The 24,150-nt window shown below is 64.1% G+C and carries 3 protein-coding genes and 1 pseudogene; all 4 read left to right on the top strand.

Annotated elements, in window-relative coordinates; translation table 11 throughout:
• Positions 1-22: 22 nt before the first annotated feature.
• Positions 23-210, top strand: a pseudogene (locus CGA21_RS16695) (MFS transporter); the annotation flags it as partial.
• A 237-nt stretch (positions 211-447) separates the two neighbouring features.
• The gene (locus tag CGA21_RS16690; protein WP_110749359.1) at positions 448-1,182 is read left to right on the top strand and encodes a thioesterase II family protein; all 735 of its coding nucleotides are present in this window, start codon (positions 448-450) and stop codon (positions 1,180-1,182) included.
• Between the two features lie 229 nt (positions 1,183-1,411).
• Positions 1,412-12,391, top strand: coding sequence for a non-ribosomal peptide synthetase (locus CGA21_RS16685; protein ID WP_188264637.1), 10,980 nt, complete (start codon positions 1,412-1,414; stop codon positions 12,389-12,391).
• A complete protein-coding gene (locus CGA21_RS16680; RefSeq protein ID WP_188264636.1) occupies positions 12,391-24,150 on the top strand; it encodes an amino acid adenylation domain-containing protein in 11,760 nt (3,919 codons plus the stop codon). Before CGA21_RS16685 ends, CGA21_RS16680 begins: the two co-directional genes overlap by 1 nt.

Below are 24,150 nucleotides of genomic sequence, written 5' to 3'. Positions count from 1 at the left end.
TCCCTTATCGAGGCCGGACCCTATGGCCAATCCCTATCGCGAACTGTTCAAAGCCCCAGGCAGCAGGGTTTTCGTGCTGGCCGGGGCGGTGGCGGCGACTTTTGCCTTGGCCACGGCATTCTGTGTGCTGCAGGTGTCGCGGCTGTGGATCGGTTTGGCTGGCGCCGGGTCTTGCCGATGTCGGCGCTGATCGGAGGCGGCGCATTGTTGGGGGGGACTGGCGATTGCGGCGGGGGTTTCGTCCGCGGTTCAGCAGTGCAATGCTATAGCAATACCTGTAGGAGCGAGCATGCTCGCGATGAACGTCAACGATAACGCGGGGCATCAGACAGCCCGTGTCGCCCATGCGTCCATCGCGAACATGCTCGCTCCTACAGGGGGGGCATCCGACTAATTCCCCGGGGCGCTCGTCCGTTCTCTTAGCAGACAACTTTCGAGGAAAGCCCGGTGACCCCGCTGACATTGCTGTGCCTGCCCTATTCGGGCGCGAGCGCCATGGTCTATAGCCGCTGGCGGCGCAAGCTGCCGGAGTGGATCAAGCTGCAACCGGTGGAGCTGCCGGGGCGGGGTGCGCGCTTCGATGAGCCCTTGCACACCGACATGCGCCGTCTGGCGCTGCAATTGGCGCAGGAACATAAAGACACGCTCAGTGCGCCGTATGCCTTGTTCGGCCATAGCCTGGGCGCGTTGCTTGCGTGTGAAATGGCCCATGCATTTCGCTCGCTCGGCTGCCCTGAACCGGTGGCGCTATTTGCCTCGGGCACGGCTGCGCCGACCCTGCGCGCCGATTACGACCGTGGCTTTGCCGAGCCCAAGACCGATGCCGAATTGATCGAGCAACTGCGCACACTCAACGGCACCCGCGAAGAAGTGCTGGCCAACCAGGAGCTGATGAGCCTGACACTGCCGATCCTGCGTGCCGACTTCCAATTGTGCGGGCGCTTCGAGCCGCTGCAACGGCCGTTGCTCAACTGCCCGGTGCACGTACTCGGTGGTAGGGCCGACCACGCCACCAGCGGGCAGTTGCTCGGCTGGCGCAAGGAAACCCTCGGCAGCTTTTCCGTGGACATGCTGGCGGGTGGGCATTTCTTTATCCATGAGCATGAAGCCAAGGTGCTCAAGGTGATCAAGGATCAGCTCGAGGTTCATCATCGGCGGCGTGCCATGGCCGCTGTGGGCTAACCCCATCTCAAACTTCACCCTATTCAGTGTGGGAGCGAGCCTGCCCGCGAAAACGATGGGTCAGCCAACATCAACGTTGAATGATCGAACGCATTCGCGAGCAGGCTCGCTCCCACAATGGTTTTCCTTCCTGATCGTTGTTCTCATTCGCTAATTTTTCCGGTTTGCATTCGTTTCATAGGGACGACGTGCCTTTGTGCTTCCTGCCTACTGATCCGGATGCTGAGAAATGAATGCTGAAGACTCCTTGAAACTTGCTCGCCGGTTTATCGGGTTGCCCCTGGAAAAGCGCCAGATGTTCCTTGCGGCCTTGCACAAGGAGGGCGTGGATTTCACCCGGTTTCCGATTCCTGCGGGCGTTGCGGCCGAGGATCGCCAGGCGCTGTCGTACGCCCAGCAACGTATGTGGTTTCTCTGGCAGCTGGACCCGCAAAGCGGCACCTACAACTTGCCAGGTGCGGTACGCCTGACTGGCCGTCTGAACCCGCTGGCGCTGCAACAGGCATTCGCCAACCTGGTGGCGCGCCACGAAACCTTGCGCACGGTGTTCGCCGTGCAGGCCGACGACAGCCTGCTGCAAGTGCCGGCCGCGGCGCCGCTGCTGATCGAAGAGGTGGATTTCAGTGCCTTGCCGGCCGCCGAGCGCGAGCAGGCCGTGGCCGAAACCGCCGAGCGCCAATCGGTGCTGCCGTTCGACCTGGGCAGTGGCCCGTTGCTGCGCGTCACCTTGCTCAAGCTCGCCGAACAGGAACACGTCCTGCTGCTGACCTTGCACCACATCGTGTCCGACGGTTGGTCGATGAACGTGCTGATCGACGAATTCATCCGCTGCTACGACGCTTTCGATGCAGGGACGCCACCGCAACTGCCGCCGTTGCCCATCCAGTACAGCGACTACGCCCTGTGGCAGCGCCGCTGGCTGGAAGCGGGCGAACAGGCGCGTCAGCTCGACTACTGGCAGACGCAACTGGGCGACGAGCACCCAGTGCTGGAACTGCCCACCGATCACCCGCGTCCGGCGATGCCCAGTTATTGCGGCAGCCGTTATGAGTTCGCCGTCGACGGACAGCTGGCCGAGCAACTGCGGGCCACTGCGCAGAAACACAACATCACTCTGTTTATGCTGCTGCTCGGCGCCTTCAACGTGCTGCTGCACCGCTACACCGGACAGACCGACATCCGCGTCGGCGTACCGATCGCCAACCGCAACCGCGCCGAGATCGAAGGGCTGATCGGTTTCTTCGTCAATACCCAGGTGCTGCGCACGCAGCTGGACGGCCAGACCCGGGTCGACGAACTGTTGCGCCGCATCAAGCAAACCGCACTCGGCGCCCAGGCCCACCAGGACCTGCCGTTCGAGCGCCTGGTCGAAGCGCTGAACCTGACCCGCAGCCTCAGCCACACACCACTGTTCCAGGTGATGTACAACCACCAGCCGCAGGTCGCGGACATTTCCACTGTGACCACGGCGTCCGGCCTGGTGCTGGGAACGATCGAGTGGCAAGGGCGCACCACCCAGTTCGATCTCACGCTCGACACCTTTGAGAAGGGCGGCAAGCTGCACGCCGCGCTGACCTACGCCAACGACCTGTTCGACGCCGCGACCATCGCGCGCATGGCACAACATTGGACGCACCTGTTACAGGGCATGGTCAGCGATACACGGCAGCGCATCAGCGATCTGCCGCTGCTGGAACAAGCCGAATACCAACTCATCGTCCATGACTGGAACCGGGCCGACGGCAGTTTCGCCCAGGACCTTTGTATTCATGAGTTGATTGGACAGCAAGCGGCTACGACCCCGGATGCGCTTGCCGTGACCTTCGCCACCCGCCAGCTGACTTATGGCGAACTCGACCAGCAAGCCAATCGCCTGGCACATAAGCTGATCGAGCTCGGCGTCGGCCCGGAAGTGCGGGTCGGCGTGGCCATGCAGCGTTCCGAGCAACTGCTGGTGGCCTTGCTGGCGGTGCTCAAGGCCGGTGGTGCCTACGTGCCGCTGGACCCGGATTACCCCGTCGAACGCGTCGCCTATATGCTTGAAGACAGCCGTGCTTTGGTGCTGCTGACCGAAGCGCAAGTGGCCAAAACCCTGAGCATGGCGAGCGATACCCAAGTACTGCTGATGGACAGCCTCTCGTTGGCGGCTTACCCCATCAGCGCCCCCGTCACCGGCGTCATGCCGGACAATCTGGCCTACGTGATCTACACCTCCGGTTCCACCGGCAAGCCCAAGGGCGTGGCGATTGCCCATCGCAACGTGTTGGCGCTGATCGACTGGTCGCAATCGGTGTACAGCCGCGACGACATTCAAGGCGTGCTGGCTTCGACCTCGGTGTGCTTCGACCTGTCGGTGTGGGAACTGTTCGTCACCCTGGCCAACGGCGGATCGCTGATCATTGCCCGCAACGCCCTGGAGTTGCTGCAGCTGCCGGCCCGGGATCAGGTGCGCTTGATCAACACTGTGCCGTCGGCGATCAATGCGTTGCAGCACGACGGGCAGATCCCGCCGAGCGTGCGCATCATCAACCTCGCCGGTGAACCGTTGAAACAAAGCCTGGTGGACGCGCTGTACCGGCAGCCGAGCGTCGAGCACGTCTTTGACCTGTACGGTCCGTCGGAAGACACCACCTATTCCACCTGGACCCGCCGCGAGGCCGCTGGCCAGGCCAACATCGGCCGCCCGCTCAAACACACCGCCAGCTATCTGCTGGATGCGGATCTGCAACCGGTGCCGCAAGGCGTATCCGCCGAGCTGTACCTCAGTGGTGCGGGCATCACCCGTGGGTACCTGGCACGGCCAGGCCTGACCGCTGAAAAGTACGTGCCCAATCCGTTTTCCAGCAGCGGCGAACGCCTGTACCGCAGCGGTGACCTGACCCGTTATCAGGCCGACGGCACCCTGCAGTACGTTGGCCGGATCGACCATCAGGTCAAGGTCCGAGGCTTTCGGATCGAGCTGGGTGAAATCGAAGCGCGACTGTTGCAACAGGACGCGGTGCGCGAACTGGCGGTGTTGGCCCAGGACAGTATCAACGGACAGCAGATGGTGGCCTATATCGTGCCCAGCGACTCGGCGTTGCTGGACGACCTCGACGCGCAAGGGCTACTGCGCGAATCCCTGAAAGCGGCATTGCGTCAGCACCTGCCGGACTACATGGTCCCGGCGTTCCTGCTGTTCCTCAAGCAACTGCCGCTGACCCCCAACGGCAAGCTCGACCGCAAGGCGCTGCCGGCGGTGGACGGCAGCCAGCAACAACGCGAACACGTCGCGCCACGCAGTGCCCTGGAAATTTCGCTCGCGGCGATCTGGCAGGACGTGCTGGCCATTGACAACGTCGGCCTGGAAGACAACTTCTTCGAACTGGGCGGCGACTCCATCGTCTCGATGCAGGTGGTCAGTCGTGCACGCCAGGCCGGGATCGTGCTCAACCCCAAGGACCTGTTCCAGCACCAGACCATCCGCTGCCTGGCCCAGGCAGCGCGCAGTGGCGAGCAACAACTGTTCGACCAGGGCCCGGCCAGCGGTGCGGTGGCATTGGCGCCGGTGCAACACTGGTTCTTTGAGCAGGCTATCGCTGTGCGTCAGCACTGGAACCAGTCGCTGTTGCTGGTACCGCGCGAGGCGTTGAACGTCGAAGCGCTGGATCGTGCCCTGGAACATTTGCTGACCCATCACGACAGCCTGCGCCTGCGTTATCAGCAGACTGACAGCGGTTGGCAGCAGGCCTATGCCGCGCCGACCACCGACTCGGTGCTGTGGCAACGCCAGGCACAATCGGTCGAGCAGCTCAGCACCTTGTGCGACCAAGCCCAGCGCAGTCTCGACCTGCAAAACGGCCCGTTGCTGCGCGCACTGCTGGTCGAAATGACCGACGGCAGCCAGCGTTTGCTGCTGGTGGTTCACCACCTGGCGGTGGACGGTGTGTCCTGGCGCGTGCTGCTGGAGGACCTTCAGCACTTCTATAACGGCGGCGCCGCATTGGCAAAAACCAGCTCGTATCAGCGCTGGGGCACGCGCTTGCAGTCGCATCTGCCAGTTTTTGAACGCAGCCTCGGCCACTGGCAGAACCAACTGCAAGACGCGCCAGATGACCTGCCATGCGAACGCCCGAACGGCGCGCTGGAAAACCGCTTCGAACATAAACTCGAACTCAAGCTCGATAGCGAGCAAACCCGCAAGCTGCTGCAACAGGCCCCGGCGGCTTACCGCACCCAGGTCAACGATCTGTTGCTGACCGCACTGGCCCGCGCCGTTTGCCTTTGGAGCGGGCAAGGCAGCGCGCTGATCCAGCTCGAAGGCCATGGCCGCGAAGACCTGTTCGATGACGTCGACCTGACGCGCACCGTGGGTTGGTTCACCAGCCTGTTCCCGGTCAACCTGAAACCCGCTGCCGATCTCGGCGCGTCGATCAAAACCATCAAGGAACAACTGCGCAGCGTCCCGGACAAGGGGCTGGGCTACGGCGCGCTGCGCTACCTTGGCAGCGCACAGGCACGCGCCGAACTGGCGGCGCTGCCGCCACCGCGCATCACCTTCAACTATCTTGGGCAGTTCGACCGTCAGTTCGAAGCAGGGGCGTTGTTCACCCCGTCTACCGAAGGCAACGGCATCGCGCAGGACCCGTCGGCTCCACTGGGCAACTGGCTGGTGGTTGAAGGTCAGGTCTACGGCGGCGAGTTGTCCCTGAGCTGGGGCTTCAGCCGTGAGATGTTCGACACTGCGACCGTCCAGCGACTGGCCGATGTTTACGCGCAGGAACTGATCGCGCTGATCGAACATTGCTGCACCCTTGAAGCCGCGCAAGCCACGCCATCGGACTTCCCGCTGGCGCGCATCGATCAGGCGCAACTGGATGGGCTGCCGCTCGCCATTGCCAATCTTGAAGACCTGTACCCGCTGTCGCCGATGCAGCAGGGCATGCTGTTCCACACCCTGTACGAGCCACAGGTCGGCGCCTACATCAGTCAGTTGCGCCTGGACATCGGCGGGTTGGACACCGAGCGATTTACCCGCGCCTGGCAAGCCGCGGTCGAGCGTCATGACAGTCTGCGCAGCAGCTTCCACTGGCAAGGCCTCGATACCGCACATCAGGCGATTGCCCGACAGGTCGCGTTGCCGCTCCAAGTGCTTGAAGCCACTGACACCGACGCACTGGCCGACGCCGAGCGCGCGCAAGGTTTCGAGCTGGGCAGGGCGCCGTTGTTTCGCCTGAAACTGGTGCGCACCGGCGCTGACGCCTGGCACCTGATCTACACCAGCCACCACATCTTGATGGACGGCTGGAGCAACGCACAGTTGCTGGCCGAAGTGATCCAGCACTACGCCGCCGGCCAGCCGCTGCCAGTGCCAGCCGGTCAATACCGCGACTACCTGGGCTGGTTGCAACAGCAATCGGCAACTGCCGGCGAGCAGTTCTGGAAAGCCGCATTGGCACCGCTGCAAGCGCCGACCTTGCTGGCTGAAGCCTTGCGTCCACCGGTAGACGCGACGGGCAGCGAAGAGCATCGCCTCACACTCGACTGCCGCGCCACCCAGCATCTGGCCGACTTCGCCCGCCAGCACAAAGTCACCCTCAACACCCTGCTGCAAGCGGCCTGGAGCCTGTTGCTGCAACGCTACACCGGCCAGGATTGCGTGGTGTTCGGCGCCACCGTGGCCGGACGTTCGGCGCCGTTGCCGGGGATCGAACAACAGCTGGGCTTGTTCATCAACACCTTGCCGCTGGTGTGCGCGATGAAACCGGACCAGACCGTCAGCCAATGGCTGGGCGAACTGCAAGGCCTGAACCTGGCCATGCGCGAGTTCGAGCATGTGCCGCTGTACGACATTCAGGGCTGGGCGGGGCAGCAGGGGGCTGCGTTGTTCGACAGCCTGCTGGTGTTCGAAAACTTCCCCGTCGCCCAAGCGCTGAAACAGGGCGCGCCGGCCGGGTTGTCGTTCGCCAACCTGCACAACCATGAGCGCACCCACTATCCGTTGACCCTGGGCATTGAATTGGGCGAAGGCCTGGGGCTGCAATTCAGTTATGACGCGGCGCGTTTCAGCGCGACGCAGATCGCACAGTTGTCAGCCAATTTGCAGCACCTGCTGATGCAATTGGTGGCATCGCCGCAGGCGGCTTTGGGCGCGCTGGAACTGCTGGACGTCGATGGAAAGAACGCGACGCTCACGATCAGCCAGCCACCTGCGGTCGAGTTATCCACAACGCTACTGGCCCACGAACAGATCGCCGCGCGAGCCGCTGCCACGCCCGGTGCACTGGCATTGCAGGTGGACGGCCACACCCTGAGCTACGGCCAACTCAATGCACAAGCCAACCACCTGGCCCAGCGCCTGATCGACAACGGCGCCGGCCCCGGCAAGCGTGTCGGCCTGGCCGTGCGTCGCGGTCCGCAACTGATCGTCAGCCTGCTGGCGGCATTGAAAAGCGGCGCGGCCTACGTGCCCCTCGACCCGAAATACCCAACCGAACGCCTGGCCTACATGATCAACGACAGCCGCCTCGACGTGCTGCTCCACGAATCCGGCCTGCTCGAAGATGTGCCAAACGTACAACGCCTAACCCTCGAAGACAGCACAACCCCTGTAGGAGCGAAGCTTGCTCGCGAAGAGGCCCTCCCTGCCGCCGAAGATCTCGCCTACATCATCTACACCTCCGGCTCCACCGGCCAACCCAAAGGCGTAGCCATCACCCACGCCGCCCTGCGCGAGTTCTGCCAGACCGCCGCCGACTACTCAAGACTGTCACCCACCGATCGCGTCTTGCAATTCGCCACCTTCAGCTTCGACGGCTTCGTCGAGCAGTGCTTCCCGGCGTTGTGCGTCGGCGCAACGTTGATCATGCGCGGCGAAGAGCTGTGGGATGCTGGCCGCCTGGCCACCCAAATCGTCGAGCAGGGCGTGACAGTGGCCGACTTGCCGGCCGCTTACTGGTTCCTGCTGGCCCGCGAATGCGCCAGCGGTGCAGTGCCAAGCCTTGGCGACTTGCGCCAGGTGCACGTCGGTGGCGAAGCCATGTCGGTGGAAGGCCTGCGCCTGTGGCATCAGGCGGGTTTGAGCCACGTGCGCCTGCTCAACACCTACGGGCCGACCGAGGCGACCGTGGTGTCCAGCGTGCATGAGTGCCGCCTGGAGGATGCCAGCGATGCAGTCGGCGTCCCCATCGGTCGCGCCATTGCCGGCCGGGCGCTGTATGTGCTGGATGCGGCCGGTCAGTTGCTGCCGGCCGATGGCGTCGGCGAGTTGTGCATCGGCGCACCGGCCTGCCTGGCGCAGAGCTATTTCGACCACCCGGCGCTGACCGCCGAACGTTTCCTCCCGGACCCCTTCGCCCGCGAACCGGGCGCGCGGCTGTACCGCAGCGGCGACCTGGCACGCTACAACGCCAATGGCGACCTGGAATACGTCGGGCGTATCGACCACCAAGTGAAGATTCGCGGTTTTCGCATCGAGATGGGCGAGATCGAAGCCTGCCTGCAGGCCCGGGACGAGGTGCGCGAAGCCGCCGTCATCGCCCAGGACGGCAGCCGATTGGTGGCCTACGTCGTCGCCAGCCGCGCGGTGGTTTCGCAGGCTCAATACCTGCAAGGGCTCAAAGCCGTCCTGCAACGCTCATTGCCGGATTACATGGTGCCCAACAAGATGGTCCTGCTGAACAGCCTGCCGCTCAACAACAACGGCAAACTCGACCGCAAGGCCTTGCCACGGGTTGAAGCGGGCGATGCACAACGTGCCTACGCAGCGCCCGCCGCAGGGCTGCAAACGCAACTGGCGCACATTTGGCAGGAGGTGTTGCAGGTCGAGCAGGTGGGGCGCGACGACAACTTTTTCGAGCTCGGCGGCCACTCGTTGCTGGTGCTGCAAGTGATCTCCCGTGTACGCCAGCAACTGCAACTCGAGCTGTCGGTGAGCAGCCTGTTCTCGGCGGCGAATCTGGCGCAGTTCGCCGAGCGCGTTGCGCAAGCGAACCTCAGCGGCCAACCGCCGCTGCAACGCGCATCGGACGATCAGCCGCGCCTGCTGTCCTACGCCCAGCAACGCCAGTGGATTCTCTGGCAACTGGACCCGCACAGCGCGGCCTACAACATTCCGGCGGCGCTGCGCCTCAAAGGCCCGCTGAACCGCCAGGCCCTGCGCAACACCTTCGCCCGGTTGCAGGTTCGCCACGAAACCCTGCGCACCACCTTCGATCAGGATGGTCAGCGGGCCCGTCCAGTCGTGCATGTCGAGCTGCCGTTGCAGTTCAGCGAACAGCTAATCAATGAGTCGGCAATCAACACTGCGGTGGCCGCAGAAATCGCCCGGCCGTTCGATCTGCGCAACGGCCCGCTGTGGCGCTGTATGCTGCTGCACGTCAGCGCCGAAGACCATGTGCTGGTGCTTACCGTGCATCACATCGCCGCCGATGGCTGGTCGATGCAGGTGATGGTCGATGAATTCAGCGAGCTATACCAAGCTGCCGTTGAAGGGCGTGCGGCCAACCTGTCGGCACTGCCGGTGGCTTACAGCGACTACGCCCGTTGGCAACGCGACTGGCTGGAGGCCGGCGAGGGCGCGCGGCAACTGGCGTGGTGGTGCGAGCAACTGGCGGGTAGCCAGGCGCCGCTGGAGTTGCCGAGTGAACTGACCCGTCCGGCACGGCGTAGCGAGCGCGGTGCCAGCCTGATGTTGAACATCGATCGCCAGTTGCTGGCCGGTTTGCGCGAGCGTGCGCATGAACAACAAGTGACGCTGTTCATGCTGTTGCTGGCGAGTTTCCAAGCCGTACTGCACCGCCAGAGCGGTCAGTCGAGCATCAGTGTCGGGGTGCCAAGTGCAGGGCGTTCGCGCCTGGAAACCGAAGGCCTGATCGGCTTCTTCATCAATACCCAGGTGCTGCGCGCCGAGATCGACGGGCAACAACCGTTCAGCAAGTTGCTGCAACAGGTCAAGCAAACGGCATTGGACGCCCAGGCTCATCAGGACTTGCCGTTCGAGCAACTGGTCGATGCCCTGCAACCGGACCGCAGCCTCAATCACAGTCCGTTGTTCCAGGTGCTCTACAACCATCAGCAAAAACTGGGCGCCAGTGTCGAGCGCGCGGTGGCCGATTTGCAGGTCGAGCGTCTGCACTGGCAGCAGCATACCGCGCAATTTGATCTGGTGCTCGATACCCAGGAGCAGGGCGATGAACTGGACGCCAGCCTGAGCTACGCCACTGACCTCTACGACGAGGCCTCGATGCAGCGCTTCGCCGAACAGTGGTTGAACCTGTTGCGCGCAGTGGTCGAAAACCCACAGCAGCGCGTCGCCGAACTGCCGCTGCTGCAAGCACCGCAATACGGCGAATTGATCCAGCACTGGAACCCGACCTTCGAGGCACAAGCGCAATCGTCCACCTTGCATCAGCTGTTCGAAGCCCAGGCCGCGCAACGCCCGGACGCCATCGCACTGACCAGCGAAGGCGAGCAGCTGAGCTACGCCGCGCTCAACGCCGAGGCCAATCGCCTGGCTCGCAAACTGCGCGAGCAGGGTGTCGGCCCCGAAGTGCGGGTCGGTATTGCCACCGAGCGGGCAATGCCGCTGGTGGTCGGCTTGCTGGCGATTCTCAAGGCCGGTGGCGCCTACGTGCCGCTGGACCCGCAATACCCGGCCGAGCGCCTGAGCTACATGATCGATGACAGCGGCATTGAACTGCTGTTGACCCAATCTCACCTGATCGACGGCTTGCCGGTCCGCGAAGGCGTGCAGGTCCTGGACCTGGCGGCATTGCAGTTGGCCCCCTACAGCGCCGACAACCTGGCGCCGTTGGCGACCCCGGACAATCTGGCCTACGTGATCTACACCTCCGGCTCCACAGGCCGCCCAAAAGGCGCCTTACTCAGCCATGGCAACGTCGGTCGCCTGCTCTCGGCCACTGCTGGCGAATTCAATTTCGGCGCCGACGATGTCTGGACCCTGTTCCACTCCTACGCCTTCGATTTCTCGGTGTGGGAGTTATTCGGCGCGTTGTGCACCGGTGGGCGCCTGGTGATCGTGCCGTACTACATCAGCCGCGAACCGCAGGCGTTTCACCGTTTGCTCTGCGATGAAGGGGTGACGGTGCTGAACCAGACCCCGACCGCGTTCCGCCAGTTGTTGCCGATCGCCTGCGCCAGCCCACGCCCCTTGGCGTTGCGTCAGGTGATCTTCGGTGGCGAAGCACTGGAAGTGGCCAGCTTGCGTCCCTGGTTCGAACGCTTCGGCGACCAGCAACCAACGCTGGTGAATATGTACGGCATCACCGAAACCACGGTGCACGTGACCTACCGCGCGATCCGCCTGGCCGACCTCGATGGCAAGGCGCAAAGCCCGATCGGCCTGCCGATTCGCGACCTGCGCTGGTACTTGCTCGACAGCCAGTTGCAACCGGTGCCAGTGGGCGTGGCGGGGGAGCTGTACATCGCCGGCGTCGGCCTGGCGCGCGGTTATCACGGGCGTAGCGGCCTGACCGCCGAGCGTTTCGTGCCAAGTCCCTTCGATGCGGCGCAACGCCTGTATCGCAGTGGCGACCTGGCGCGCCAACGTGTCGACGGCAGCATCGACTACCTGGGGCGGATCGACCAGCAAGTGAAGATCCGCGGGTTCCGTATCGAACTGGGCGAGATCGAAGCGGCCGTGCTGGCGCAGCCGGGCGTGCGTCAGGCAGTGATCAGCGTGCACGTCGACGACGGCGGTCCGCAGCTGTGCGCCTACGTCGTCGCCGAACTCACTCCGAATGATCCGATCGCCTGGCGCGACACCCTGCGCGCCGCACTCAGCGTCGATCTGCCGGATTACATGGTGCCAAGGCACTGGTCGTTGCTCGATGCCTTACCGCTGACCAGTAACGGCAAGCTCGACCGCAAGGCCTTGCCGGTGCCGGATGCCGAAACCTGGCAGCGTCCGTTCGCCCCCCCCGAAGGCGAGCTCGAACAGCAACTGGCGGCGATCTGGGCCGAGGTATTGGGCGTTGCCCGGATCGGCCGGCGCGACAACTTCTTCGAATTGGGCGGGCATTCGCTGCTCGCCGCCCAGGCCAGTGCCCGCGTGGAACTGGAACTGGGCATTGAGCTGCCGCTGCGCGTGCTGTTCGAAAGCAACGACCTTCAGGCTTATGCCGCCAACGCCTGGCAACAAGCCCCGACTGACAACGCTGCACGCCTGGATGCGCTTGAGTCGCTTCTGGACGAGATGGAGATCAACTGATGGAACACAGCACCGCCTCGCGTATCGCCTCTCGCTTCGCTGGCCTGCCGGCCGACAAGCGCCGTGAGTTTCTGGCAAAAATGCAGGAGCAGGGCGTGAGCTTCGGCCAGTTGCCGATCCCGCCCGCCACCACGCCGCAAGCGATTTTCGAATTGTCCTATGCGCAGCAGCGTCAATGGTTCCTCTGGCAGCTCGACCCGCAGAGCAGCGCCTACAACATTCCTGCGGCCCTGCGTCTGCAGGGGCCACTGAATCTTGCGGCGCTGCAACAGAGTTTCGACGTGCTGCTGGAGCGTCATCAGAGCCTGCGCAGCCGTTTTGTCGAGGAAGACGGCCAGGTGATGCAAGCCCTGGCGAGCTTCAACACGCTGCCCATCGAACAGCACGATCTGCGCGCCGAGCCCGAGGCGCTGCGCCTTGAATCGGCGATGAAAAAAGTCGAGGCGGAGATTGCCCGGCCGTTCGACTTGCAACACGGCCCGCTGTTGCGCGTCAGCCTTTTACAGCTGGACGTTGATGATCATGTGCTGGTGCTGACACTGCATCACATCGTCACTGATGGCTGGTCGATGGGCGTGCTGGTCGACGAATTCTCAAGGCTCTACGCGGCCCATTGCCAAGGCCAGAGCGCTGGACTTGCAGCGTTGCCGATCCAGTATTCGGACTATGCGGCCTGGCAGCGGCGCTGGATGGAAGCCGGCGAGCTTGAACGTCAACTCGATTGGTGGCGTGAAAAGCTCGGCAGCGAACAGCCGTTGCTGGCGTTGCCCACCGATCGCCCGCGTCCGGCACAACCGAGCCAGCACGGCGCTCGTCTGGACTTCGCCCTGGATGCCACGCTCGCCACCGGCCTGATGTCCCTGGCCAGACAGCGCGGCGTCACGCCATTCATGCTGTTGCTGGCCAGTTTCCAGGCCTTGCTCTATCGCTACAGCGGCCAATCCGACCTGCGCATCGGTGTGCCGATCGGCAACCGCAATCGCACCGAGACCCGTGGTTTGATCGGCTTTTTCGTCAACACCCAGGTGATGCGCGCCGAACTCGATGGCCAGCTGCCGTTTAGTCAACTGCTCGACCAGACCCGCGCCTTTGCCCTGGATGCCCAGGATTACCAGGACCTGCCGTTCGAGCGCCTGGTGCAGGCGCTGCAAGGCGAACGCAGCCTGAGCCACAGCCCGTTGTTCCAGGTGATGTTCAACCACCAGCAGGCCAAACCCGCAGCGGTCAGCGGCTTACTGGCCGGCTTGCAGGTCGAGGCGCTGAACGCCACGGCGCACACCACCCAGTTCGACCTGCAACTGGACACCCAGGAAGAGGGCGACAAGCTGTTCGCCAGCCTGACCTACGCCACCGACCTGTTCGACGCCGAACGCATCGAGCACCTGGCCCGGCATTGGCGCAACCTGCTGGCCGGGGTGCTGGCGAACCCGCAAACCCCGCTGGCCGAATTGCCGTTGCTCGATGCCGACGAGCACCTGCGCATCCTCGACGACCTCAACGACACCGCTCAAGACTATCCGGGCGAAGTCTGCGTACAGCGGCATTTCGAAGCGCGGGTGGTGGAAAATCCCCAGGCGACGGCGCTGGTGTTCCAGGGCCAGTCCCTGAGCTACGCCGCGCTCAACCAGCGGGCGAACCGCCTGGCCCATCACTTGCGCGCCCAGGGTGTCGGCCCGGAAGTGATCGTCGGGATCGCCTGCGAGCGTTCGCTGGAAATGGTCGTCGGCCTGCTGGCGATCCTCAAGGCGGGCGGCGCCTACGTGCCGCTGGACCCGCAATACCCGCTCGATCGCCTGGATCACATGATCGAGGACAGCGGCATTGCCCTGCTGTTGACCCAGGAGCACCTGCTGGCGCAACTGCCGACGCCGGACAGCGTGCGCACCCTGTGCCTGCAAGCGCATTCCGAGTGGCTGAGCGAACTGCCGGGCGATGATCTGCCCAACCTCGCTGTCGGCGAAAACCTCGCCTACATGATCTACACCTCCGGTTCCACCGGAAAACCGAAAGGCGCGGGCAACCGTCATGTAGCCTTGCATAACCGCCTCGAGTGGATGCAGCAGGCCTACAACTTGCTGCCGAGCGACCGCGTGCTGCAAAAGACGCCCTTCAGTTTCGACGTGTCGGTCTGGGAGTTTTTCTGGCCACTGATGAAAGGTGCGACGCTGGTCATCGCCGCTCCAGGCGAGCATCGCGATCCGCAACGCCTCGCTGCACTGATCGTCGAGCAAGCCATCACCACGCTGCACTTCGTGCCGTCGATGCTCTCGGCCTTCATCGCTGCCGATGAGGCGCTGGCCTGCACCTCACTGACCCGCATCATCTGCAGCGGCGAAGCATTGCCGATGGAACTGCAACGCCAGACTCTGCGCGCTCTGCCGCAAGCCCGACTGTACAACCTGTATGGCCCGACCGAAGCGGCGATCGACGTGACCCACTGGACCTGTGTGGAGGAGAGCCGCGACAGCGTGCCGATCGGCCGGCCGATCGCCAACCTGCGCACCTTGATCCTCGACAGCGAACTGCAACCTTTGCCGCTGGGCGCGGTGGGCGAACTGTACCTGGGCGGTATCGGCCTGGCCCGGGGTTATCATCGCCGTGGCGCGTTGACCGCCGAGCGTTTCGTGGCCGACCCGTTTGGCAGCGGCGAACGTCTGTACCGCACCGGCGACCTGGCGCGCTACCGTGCCGATGGCGCCATTGAGTACGGCGGGCGGATCGACCATCAGGTGAAGATTCGCGGCCTGCGTATCGAACTGGGGGAAATCGAAGCGCGCCTGCAAGAACATGCCAGCGTGCAGGAAGCCGTGGTGCTGGCCCTCGATGGCCCGAGCGGTAAGCAGCTGGTGGCATACATCGTGCCGCAGGATCGTGCGTTACTCGGTGCCGATGCGGTGCAGCAAGGCAGCTGGCGCGAATCCCTGAAAAGCCATCTGCTCGGCAGCCTGCCGGACTACATGGTGCCGGCGCAGACCGTGCTGATCGAACACATGCCCCTGAGCCCCAACGGCAAACTCGAGCGCAAGCGCCTGCCGGCCCCCACCGCGCAGGTCAGCCAGCGCGGGTTCGAAGCCCCGCGCAGCGAACACGAGCGCGTGCTGGCGCAGATCTGGCAGGACGTGCTGGGCCTGGAGCAGGTCGGGCGCCAGGACAACTTCTTCGAACTGGGCGGTGACTCTATCATTTCGATCCAGGTGGTCAGCCGCGCACGGCGTGCCGGTCTCGGCTTGCAACCGCGCGACCTGTTCCAGCAGCAGACCTTGCAGGCCCTGGCCGCTGTCGTGAAAGAACAGGCGGCGCCCCTGGCGCATCAAGGGCCGGTGGACGGCGTGCAGATACTCACGCCGATCCAGCGCTGGTTCTTCGAGCAAGCTATCCCGCAGCGCGCCCACTGGAACCAGGCGGTGTTGCTGACGCCGCGCGAAACCCTCGAACTGCCACGCCTGCAAGGCGCCTTGCAACGGGTGCTCAAGCAACACGATGCCCTGCGCTTGCGTTTCAGCCAGGTCGACGGGCAATGGTCGGCGCGCTACGTCGGCGCTGACAGTGCCGATGTCATCGACATGCTCTGGACCGCTCGCGTTGCCAGCGATGCGTCGCTCGAATCGGTGTGCGACGAAGCCCAGCGCAGTCTCAGCCTGCAAGACGGGCCATTGCTGCGCGTGGCGCTGATCGCCCAGGCCGATGGAGCCCAGCGTTTGCTGTTGGTCATCCACCATCTGGCCGTGGACGGGGTTTCCTGGCGGGTGCTGCTGGAAGATTTGCAGGCCGCTTATCAAGGCCAGGCACTGCCCCCCAAAAGCAGTGCCTTCCAGGCCTGGGGCGAAAAGCTCGATGCTTATGCGAAGTCCGAAACGGCCATGAAGGAATTGAGCGGGTGGCAGAGCCATCTGCACGGTGCCAGTGACTCGTTGCCGTTGGCCAATGCACAAGCGAATCAGGCCGGGCATTTGCGCCAAGGCGTCAGCGTCGGTCTGGACCGCGAGCAGACCCGCCAACTGCTGCAACAGGCGCCGGCGACCTATCGCACTCAAGTCAATGACCTGCTGCTGACCGCATTGGCGCGTACCCTCAGCCGCTGGACCGGCAACGAGTCGGCGCTGATCCAGCTCGAAGGCCATGGCCGCGAAGCGCTGTTCGACGACATCGACCTGACCCGCACCGTCGGCTGGTTCTCCAGCCTGTTCCCGGTGCGCCTGACGCCGACCGCCGACCTCGGCGGCTCGATCAAGGCGATCAAACAACAACTGCGAGAAATCCCCGGCAAAGGCCTGGGTTACGGCCTGTTGCGCTACATGGGCGATGCAGCGGCGCAAGCGGCCCTGACGGCATTGCCACAGGCCCGGGTGACCTTCAATTACCTCGGCCAGTTCGACCAGAGCTTTGCCAAGGATGCCTTGTTCACGCCGGCTCGCGAATCCAGCGGCGCTGCGCAGTCGGCGCATGCGCCGTTGCCGAATTGGCTGTCGGTGGACGGCCAGGTCTATGGCGGTGAACTGAAACTCGACTGGACCTTCAGCCGCGAATGCTTCGAGCTGCGCGAAATCGAAGCCCTGGCGAACGATTTCTGCGCTGAACTGTTGGCGCTGATCGACCATTGCCTGAGTGACGGAGCGGGAGGCGTGACCCCGGCGGACTTCCCGCTGGCGCGCTTGAGCCAGGCACAACTCGACGCGCTGCCAGTGCCGCCCGGGCAGATCGAGGATGTGTACCCGCTGTCGCCCATGCAGGCGGGTCTGCTGTTCCACAGCCTGTATGAGTCCGAATCCGGCGCCTACGTGAACCAGCTCAGTGTCGAAGCCCGTGGCCTCGATGCCGATCGTTTGGGCCGTGCCTGGCAAGCCGTGCTCGACAGCCACGCGATCCTGCGCAGCAGCTTCCACTTCCCCGAAGGTTTCGAGGCGCCGGTGCAACTGGTGCATCGTCACCTGCGATTGCCGCTGACCTGCCTCGACTGGCGCAACCGCGTCGATCAGGCCGAGGCGCTGGTGCAACTGACCGACAGCGAACGCCTGCAACTCGATCCGACCCGCGCACCGCTGATGCGCCTGACCCTGGTGCGTCTGGACGACGAGCGCCAGCAACTGATCTACACCCACCATCACCTGCTACTCGATGGCTGGAGCCATTCGCTGCTGCTCAGTGAAGTCCTGCAGCGTTATGCCGGTCAGGACGTCGCGGCGCCAACCGGGCGTTTCGCCGACTACATTGGCTGGTTGCAACGTCAGGATGCCCAGGCCGACGAGCTGTTCTGGCGCGAGCAACTGGCGACACTCGACAACCCGACCCTGTTGGCTGAAAGCCTGACCCATAACAATCTGTCGGACAACGTATTTGCCGATCACCGCCAGACCTTCGACGTCGCCACCAGCAAGCGCTTCAGCGACTTTGCCCGTCAGCAGAAAGTGACGCTTAACACCTTGGTGCAAGGTGCCTGGGCACTGCTGCTGCAACGCTACAGCGGCCAACGCAGCGTGGCGTTCGGCGCCACGGTGGCGGGGCGTCCGGTGGATTTGCCGGGGGCGGAAAGCCAGCTCGGGCTGTTCATCAACACCCTGCCGGTGATCAGCAGTCCGGACGCCGTCGAAAGTGTCGAGCAATGGCTGACGCGTTTGCAGGCGCAGAACCTGGAACTGCGTGAACACGAATTCACCGCGCTGGGCGATATCCAGCGTTGGGCCGGACGGGCCGGCGAGCCACTGTTCGACAGCTTGCTGGTGTTCGAAAACTTCCCGGTGGCCGAGGCCTTGCAGCAGGGCGCACCGGCTGGCGTGAGTTTCTCGATTCCACAAAACCACGAGCGCACCAACTTCCCGCTGACCTTGGCGGCCACCGTGGAAAACCAACTCAGTATCAACTGGAGTTACCAGTGCAGCCACTTCGGCCACAAGGCGATTGTGCGCATGAGCGAGCACCTGGCCGCGTTGTTGACGGCGATGGTGGCTGCACCACAAGCGGCCTTGAGCGAGCTGGACCTGCTGACCGAGGTGGAGCGCACGCAGCAATTGCTGGAGTGGAACCCGCCGTTCACCGCAGAAAGAAATCCGCTGTGCGTGCATCAACTGATCGAGGCCCAGGCGATTATCCGACCTGACGCCACGGCGCTGATCTTCAATGACCTCGAGCTGAGCTTCGACCAACTCAATCGCCGTGCCAACCAGTTGGCCCATCGCCTGCGCGCCTTGGGTATCGGCCCGGAAGTGCGGGTCGGCCTGGCCATGCAGCGCTCGCCAGAGATGATCATCGGCCTGCTGGCGATCCTCAAGGCCGGAGGCGCCTACGTGCCGCTGGACCCGGCCTACCCGGCGCAGCGCCTGCGCTACCTGATGGACGACAGCGGTATTTGCCTGCTGGTCAGCCAATCCTGGCTGCGGGAAAAACTGCCACTGCCCGAAGGCTTGCCGGTGCTGGAAATCGACCGCGAAGCGCTGGCGGGCATGCCTGACAGCAACCCGGTCAACCTGACCTGTGGAGAAAACCTCGCCTACCTGATCTATACCTCCGGTTCCACCGGGCGGCCCAAAGGCGTCAGCGTGGCCCACGGCCCGTTGGCCATGCACTGCGTAAAGATCGGCGAGTTGTACGGCATGACCCCGGACGACCGCGAACTGCAATTTGCCTCGATCAGCTTCGACGGCGCCCACGAGCGCTGGCTGACGCCCCTGGTGTTCGGTTCGGCGGTGATGCCGCGCGACGACGAGTTGTGGAGCGTGGAGCGCACCTGCGCCGAGATCGAAAAGCACGGTATCACCATCGCCTGTTTCACCCCGACCTACCTGGGGCAGATCGCCGATTTCATGGGCGAAGCCGGGCGTGACCTGCCGATCCGCTCCTACACCCCGTGCGGTGAGGGCATGGCCAAGCATGCGTTCGACGAAGTGCAGCAAGTCCTGCAACCCAAGCGCTTGATCAACGGTTATGGCCCGACCGAAACGGTGATCACGCCGCTGATCTGGCAGGCCTATCCGGACACCGAATTCGACTCGGCGTTCATGCCGATTGGCCGGCCGGTGGGCAACCGCAGCGCCTACATCCTCGACAGCAGTTTGCAGCCGTTGCCGGTTGGCGTGGCGGGTGAGTTGTACCTGGGCGGCGAGGGCGTTGCCCGTGGTTATCACCAGCGTCCTGACCTGACTGCCGAACGCTTCGTGCCCGATCCGTTCGTGCCGGGGGCGCGTCTGTACCGCAGTGGCGACCTGGCGCGGTTCCGTGCCGATGGTGTCGTCGAATACCTGGGCCGTATCGACCAGCAAGTGAAGATTCGCGGCTTCCGTATCGAACTCGGCGAAATCGAAGCCTGCCTGCTCGAACATGAAGGCGTGCGTGAAGCCTTTGTGATTGATCGCGACGGTCCGGTGGGCCGGCAACTGGTGGGCTACGTGGTGCCGCGCGATCCACTGGCTGACGAGCAGGCGCTGCGTGACGCTTTGACGGCGCACCTGCGCAGCCGCTTGCCGGCGCACATGCTGCCGGCGCATCTGATGTGCCTGGCCGCGTTGCCGCTGACGCCGAATGGCAAGCTCGATCGCCAGGGTTTGCCAGCGCCTGAGGCGACTCGACACACTCAGGATCAAGTGGCCGCCGCGTCGCCTGCCGAAGCGCTGTTGGTGGACATCTGGCAGGACTTGCTCGGCCTGGACTCGGTGGGCGTCACCGAAAACTTCTTCGAACTGGGCGGTGATTCGATCATTTCGCTGCAAGCGGTGAGCCGGGCCGGGCAGCGCGGGCTGGTATTCAGTCCCAAGCAGTTGTTCGAGCAGCAGAGCATTCGTGCACTGGCCGCGGTGGCGAGCCGTCGTGAAGCCGTGTTGGTCGAAGTGCCTGCAGTCGAGGAATTTTCCTTGGTGCCGCACATCGATTCCACCGCCCGCGAAGGCTTACAAGACTTGTATCCGCTGTCGCCGATGCAGCAGGGCATGCTGTTTCATTGCCTCGAATCGCCGCAGCTCAACCCCTACGTCAACCAGTTGAGCGTGGCGGTGGGCGGCATGCAGGTGCCGCGATTCCGCGCGGCGTGGCAAGCCTTGATCGAGCGTCATGAAGTGCTGCGCGCCGCGTTCCGTTGGCGCGATGGCCTGGCCGATCCGCTGCAAGCGGTGTTCGCCAGCGTCGAGTTGCCGATCGAGGAACTCGACTGGCGTGAGCACCGCGACACGGAAAAGGCGCTGGGCGAACTGGCCGCCGCCGAACAGGCCAAGGGTTTCGACCTGAGCTGCCCGCCGCTGATGCGCTTTATCCTGGTGCGCCTGGGTGAAGAACGGTACCAGATGATCTGGATCTACCATCACCTGCTGCTCGATGGCTGGAGTGCCTCGCGCCTGCTGGGCGAGATGCTGCGCCTGTACCACCACGACAGCCTGCCGGCGCTGACCGGGCGTTACGCCGACTACATCGCCTGGTTGCAGCGCCAGGACCAGGCGCAGTCAGAAACCTTCTGGCGTGAGCGCCTGGCGTCGCTCGAGGCACCGACCATCCTGGCCTCGGCTTCGGGTGCCGCAGGTTCCGGCCACGGCGTGATGTACAGCGACCTCGACGCCGAGGCTACGCGCAAGTTGCACCGTTTCGCCAAACGTCAGCGCGTCACCCTCAATACCTTGGTGCAAGGCGCCTGGCTGTTGCTGCTGCAACGGCACAGCGGCCAACGCAGCGTAGCGTTCGGGGCCACGGTGGCGGGGCGGCCGACGGGGCTGGCCGGTGCCGAGGACATGCTCGGCCTGTTCATCAACACCTTGCCGGTGATTCAGGTCCTCGACCCGCACCAGCCGCTGGGCGAGTGGCTGCGCGACTTGCAGGACTACAACCTGGCCGTGCGCGACTACGAACACACGCCATTGTCCGACGTCCAGCGCTGGGCGGGGCAGGGTGGCCAGGGTCTGTTCGACAGCATCATCGTGTTTGAAAACCATCCGGTGGACCGTGCCTTGAAAGGGGGCGAGGAAGGTGAGCTGCGCTTCGCCGAAGTCGGCAGCGGCGGCGTCACCAACTTCCCGATGGACTTGATGGTCAGCGCCAACGATCAGGGCCTGGAAGTCGAGTACCTGTACCTGCGAGATCGCTTCAGTGAACAGCAAGTGCAGCGCATTCGTGCACAGTTGGAAGGTTTGCTGCGTGCGTTGCCAGAGGATGCGGACTGTCTGCTCGGTAACATCGGCCTGCCCGAAGCGCGCGTGAGCCTGCCGCAAGGCTGCAGCGACAACCCTGATCTGCTGCACAGCTTCAATCAGCATGTGCGCAACCAACCGCAGAAAATCGCCTTGTTCTGTGAGGATCGTGAAGTCAGCTACGCCGATCTTGAACAGCAGGCCAATGCGCTGGCGCAGCTGTTGATCAGTCGAGGCATTGGCCCGGAAAGCCTGGTGGCGGTAGCCTTGCCCCGTTCCGAACGCACCCTCGTCGCGTTCCTTGCCGTGCTCAAGGCCGGCGCGGCCTATCTGCCGCTGGACCTGTCATACCCGGCCGAGCGCCTGGCCTACATGCTCGATGATTCGGCCGCCAGCCTGCTGCTGTGCGACAGCGACCTGGATGATCGCCTGGTACTGGCCGACAGCCCGCCACGCGTGTTGCTGGATCAGACGAGCCTGGTTGGCAACATCGAGTGCCCGGTTTCCCATCCACTGTCGGGACACCTGGCGTACCTGATCTACACCTCCGGCTCCACCGGCCAGCCCAAAGGCGTGGCGGTGGAACGTGGACCGATTGCCCGGCATTGTCGCGGCATCATCGACCTCTACGAACTGGCGCCGCGCAGCCGCGAACTGCACTTCATGTCGTTCGCCTTCGACGGTGCCCAGGAACGCTGGCTGAGCGTGCTGTTGGCCGGTGGCAGCCTGGTGATTCGTGAAGACAATCTGTGGACCCCGGAACAGACCCTGGAGGTGCTGAACCGCCAAAACGTCACCGTCGCCTGCTTCCCGCCGGCGTACCTGCAACAGATGGCCGAAGTGGCCGAGCGTCTGGGCAATCCGCCGGCGGTCGAGGTGTATTGCTTTGGCGGTGATGCGGTGCCCGACGCCAGCTTCGAGCAGGTCAAGCGCGCCTTGCGTCCGCAACGCCTGGTCAACGGCTATGGCCCGACCGAAACCGTGGTCACGCCGTTGCTGTGGCGTGCGCAAGCCAGCGAAACCTGCGAGGCGGCCTATGCGCCGATTGGCCGTGGTGTGGCGGGCCGTGGCCTGTACATCCTCGACGCCGACCTCAATCCGTTGCCGGTCGGTGTCAGCGGCGAACTGTACCTGGGCGGCGAATGCCTGGCACGGGGTTATCACCAGCGACCGGGCATGAGCGCCGAGCGTTTCATTGCCGATCCGTTCGCGGCCGGTGGTCGCATGTACCGCACCGGCGATCTGGTGCGCCAGCGCGAGTGTGGGTTGATCGACTACCTTGGCCGGCTCGACCAGCAAGTGAAGATTCGCGGCTTCCGTATCGAACTGGGCGAGATCGAAGCCCGTCTGCGTGATTGCGCAGGGGTGCAGGATGCCGCCGTGGTGGTGCACGACACGCCCACCGGCAAACAGTTGGTCGGTTATGTAGTGGCGGCCGCTGCTGCCGCTGCCGGGCTGGATCGGCGCTTGAAGGCCGAGCTGCAAACTCAGATGCCGGACTACATGGTGCCAGCGCGGATCCTGGTGCTGCAGCGCTTCCCGCTGTCGGCCAACGGCAAGCTTGATCGTCGTGCACTGCCGGTGCCGGAATGGACGCTTGGCGGTTACCGCGCGCCGCGTAACGCGCTGGAATGCGCGCTGGCGACAATCTGGCAAGAGGTATTGGGCGTGCCGCAAGTGGGCATCGACGACAATTTCTTCGAACTCGGCGGCGACTCATTGCAGGTGCTTAAAGTCATCTCGCGGGTGCGCAGCCAGCCGCAACTGGGCTTCGAACTGAAACTGCGCGACCTGATGCAGAAACCCTGCATCGCTGAACTCAGCGGCTACCAGGCTGCCGAGACTTCGAGTGCGCCGGACCCGTTGCTGGCCTTGAATGGTCGGGTGGCGAAGGTGCCGGCGCTGTTCTGCCTGCACGCCGGGTTCGGCACGGTGTTCGACTACGAGCCGCTGGCCCGTCGCCTGGAAGGCCGGCGCACGGTGTACGGCCTGCAATGCCGCATGCTGCTCGACCCGCAATGGCAGGATGTGTCGTTGCTGGCGATGGCGCAGGCCTATGTGCAGCGAATCCGTACACAACAACCTCAAGGCCCGTACTACCTGCTCGGCTGGTCGCTGGGTGGCGCGCTGACGCAATTGGTCGCCCATGAACTGGAGAGCCAGGGGCAGACGGTGGCCTTTGCCGGGCTGGTCGACAGTTATGTGGCGGGTACCGCCGAAGCGGGGGACTGGCGCGAAGACCTGGCCGACTTCCTGAAGTTTGTCCTCGGTCAACCGTCTGAACAAGCACAGGCATTGATTGCCTTGAAAGCCGAAGGCCTCAACGAGCGCGAAGGTGCCGCCGCGGTGATCGAAGCGGCGATGCATGGCTCTAATGACCACGCAGCGCTGGGCACCAGTGAACTGACGCAAATCTTCGCCACCGGCTCGTCGCTCAAACAACTCGCCCTGGCCCAGCGGCAATTGCCGAAGGTACAGGTCGGTGCCCATCGATGGTGGATGGCCGGGCGCGACGACGAACGCCGGGTGTTCGAGGCCCAGGTGGGCCAACACGGTACGGACCGTCTGTTGGCGGGCGGGCACTACGAGTTGCTGCGCGGTGAAGAGTTGCTCGACGAACTTGAACAGCTATTGGAGCACAGCCCGGCTATCGCGTAA

The organism is Pseudomonas sp. PSB11 (assembly GCF_014596605.1).
GTDB lineage: Bacteria > Pseudomonadota > Gammaproteobacteria > Pseudomonadales > Pseudomonadaceae > Aquipseudomonas > Aquipseudomonas umsongensis.
The sequence above is the reverse complement of the archived record's forward strand: the minus strand, read 5'-3'. Positions and strand labels throughout refer to the sequence as shown.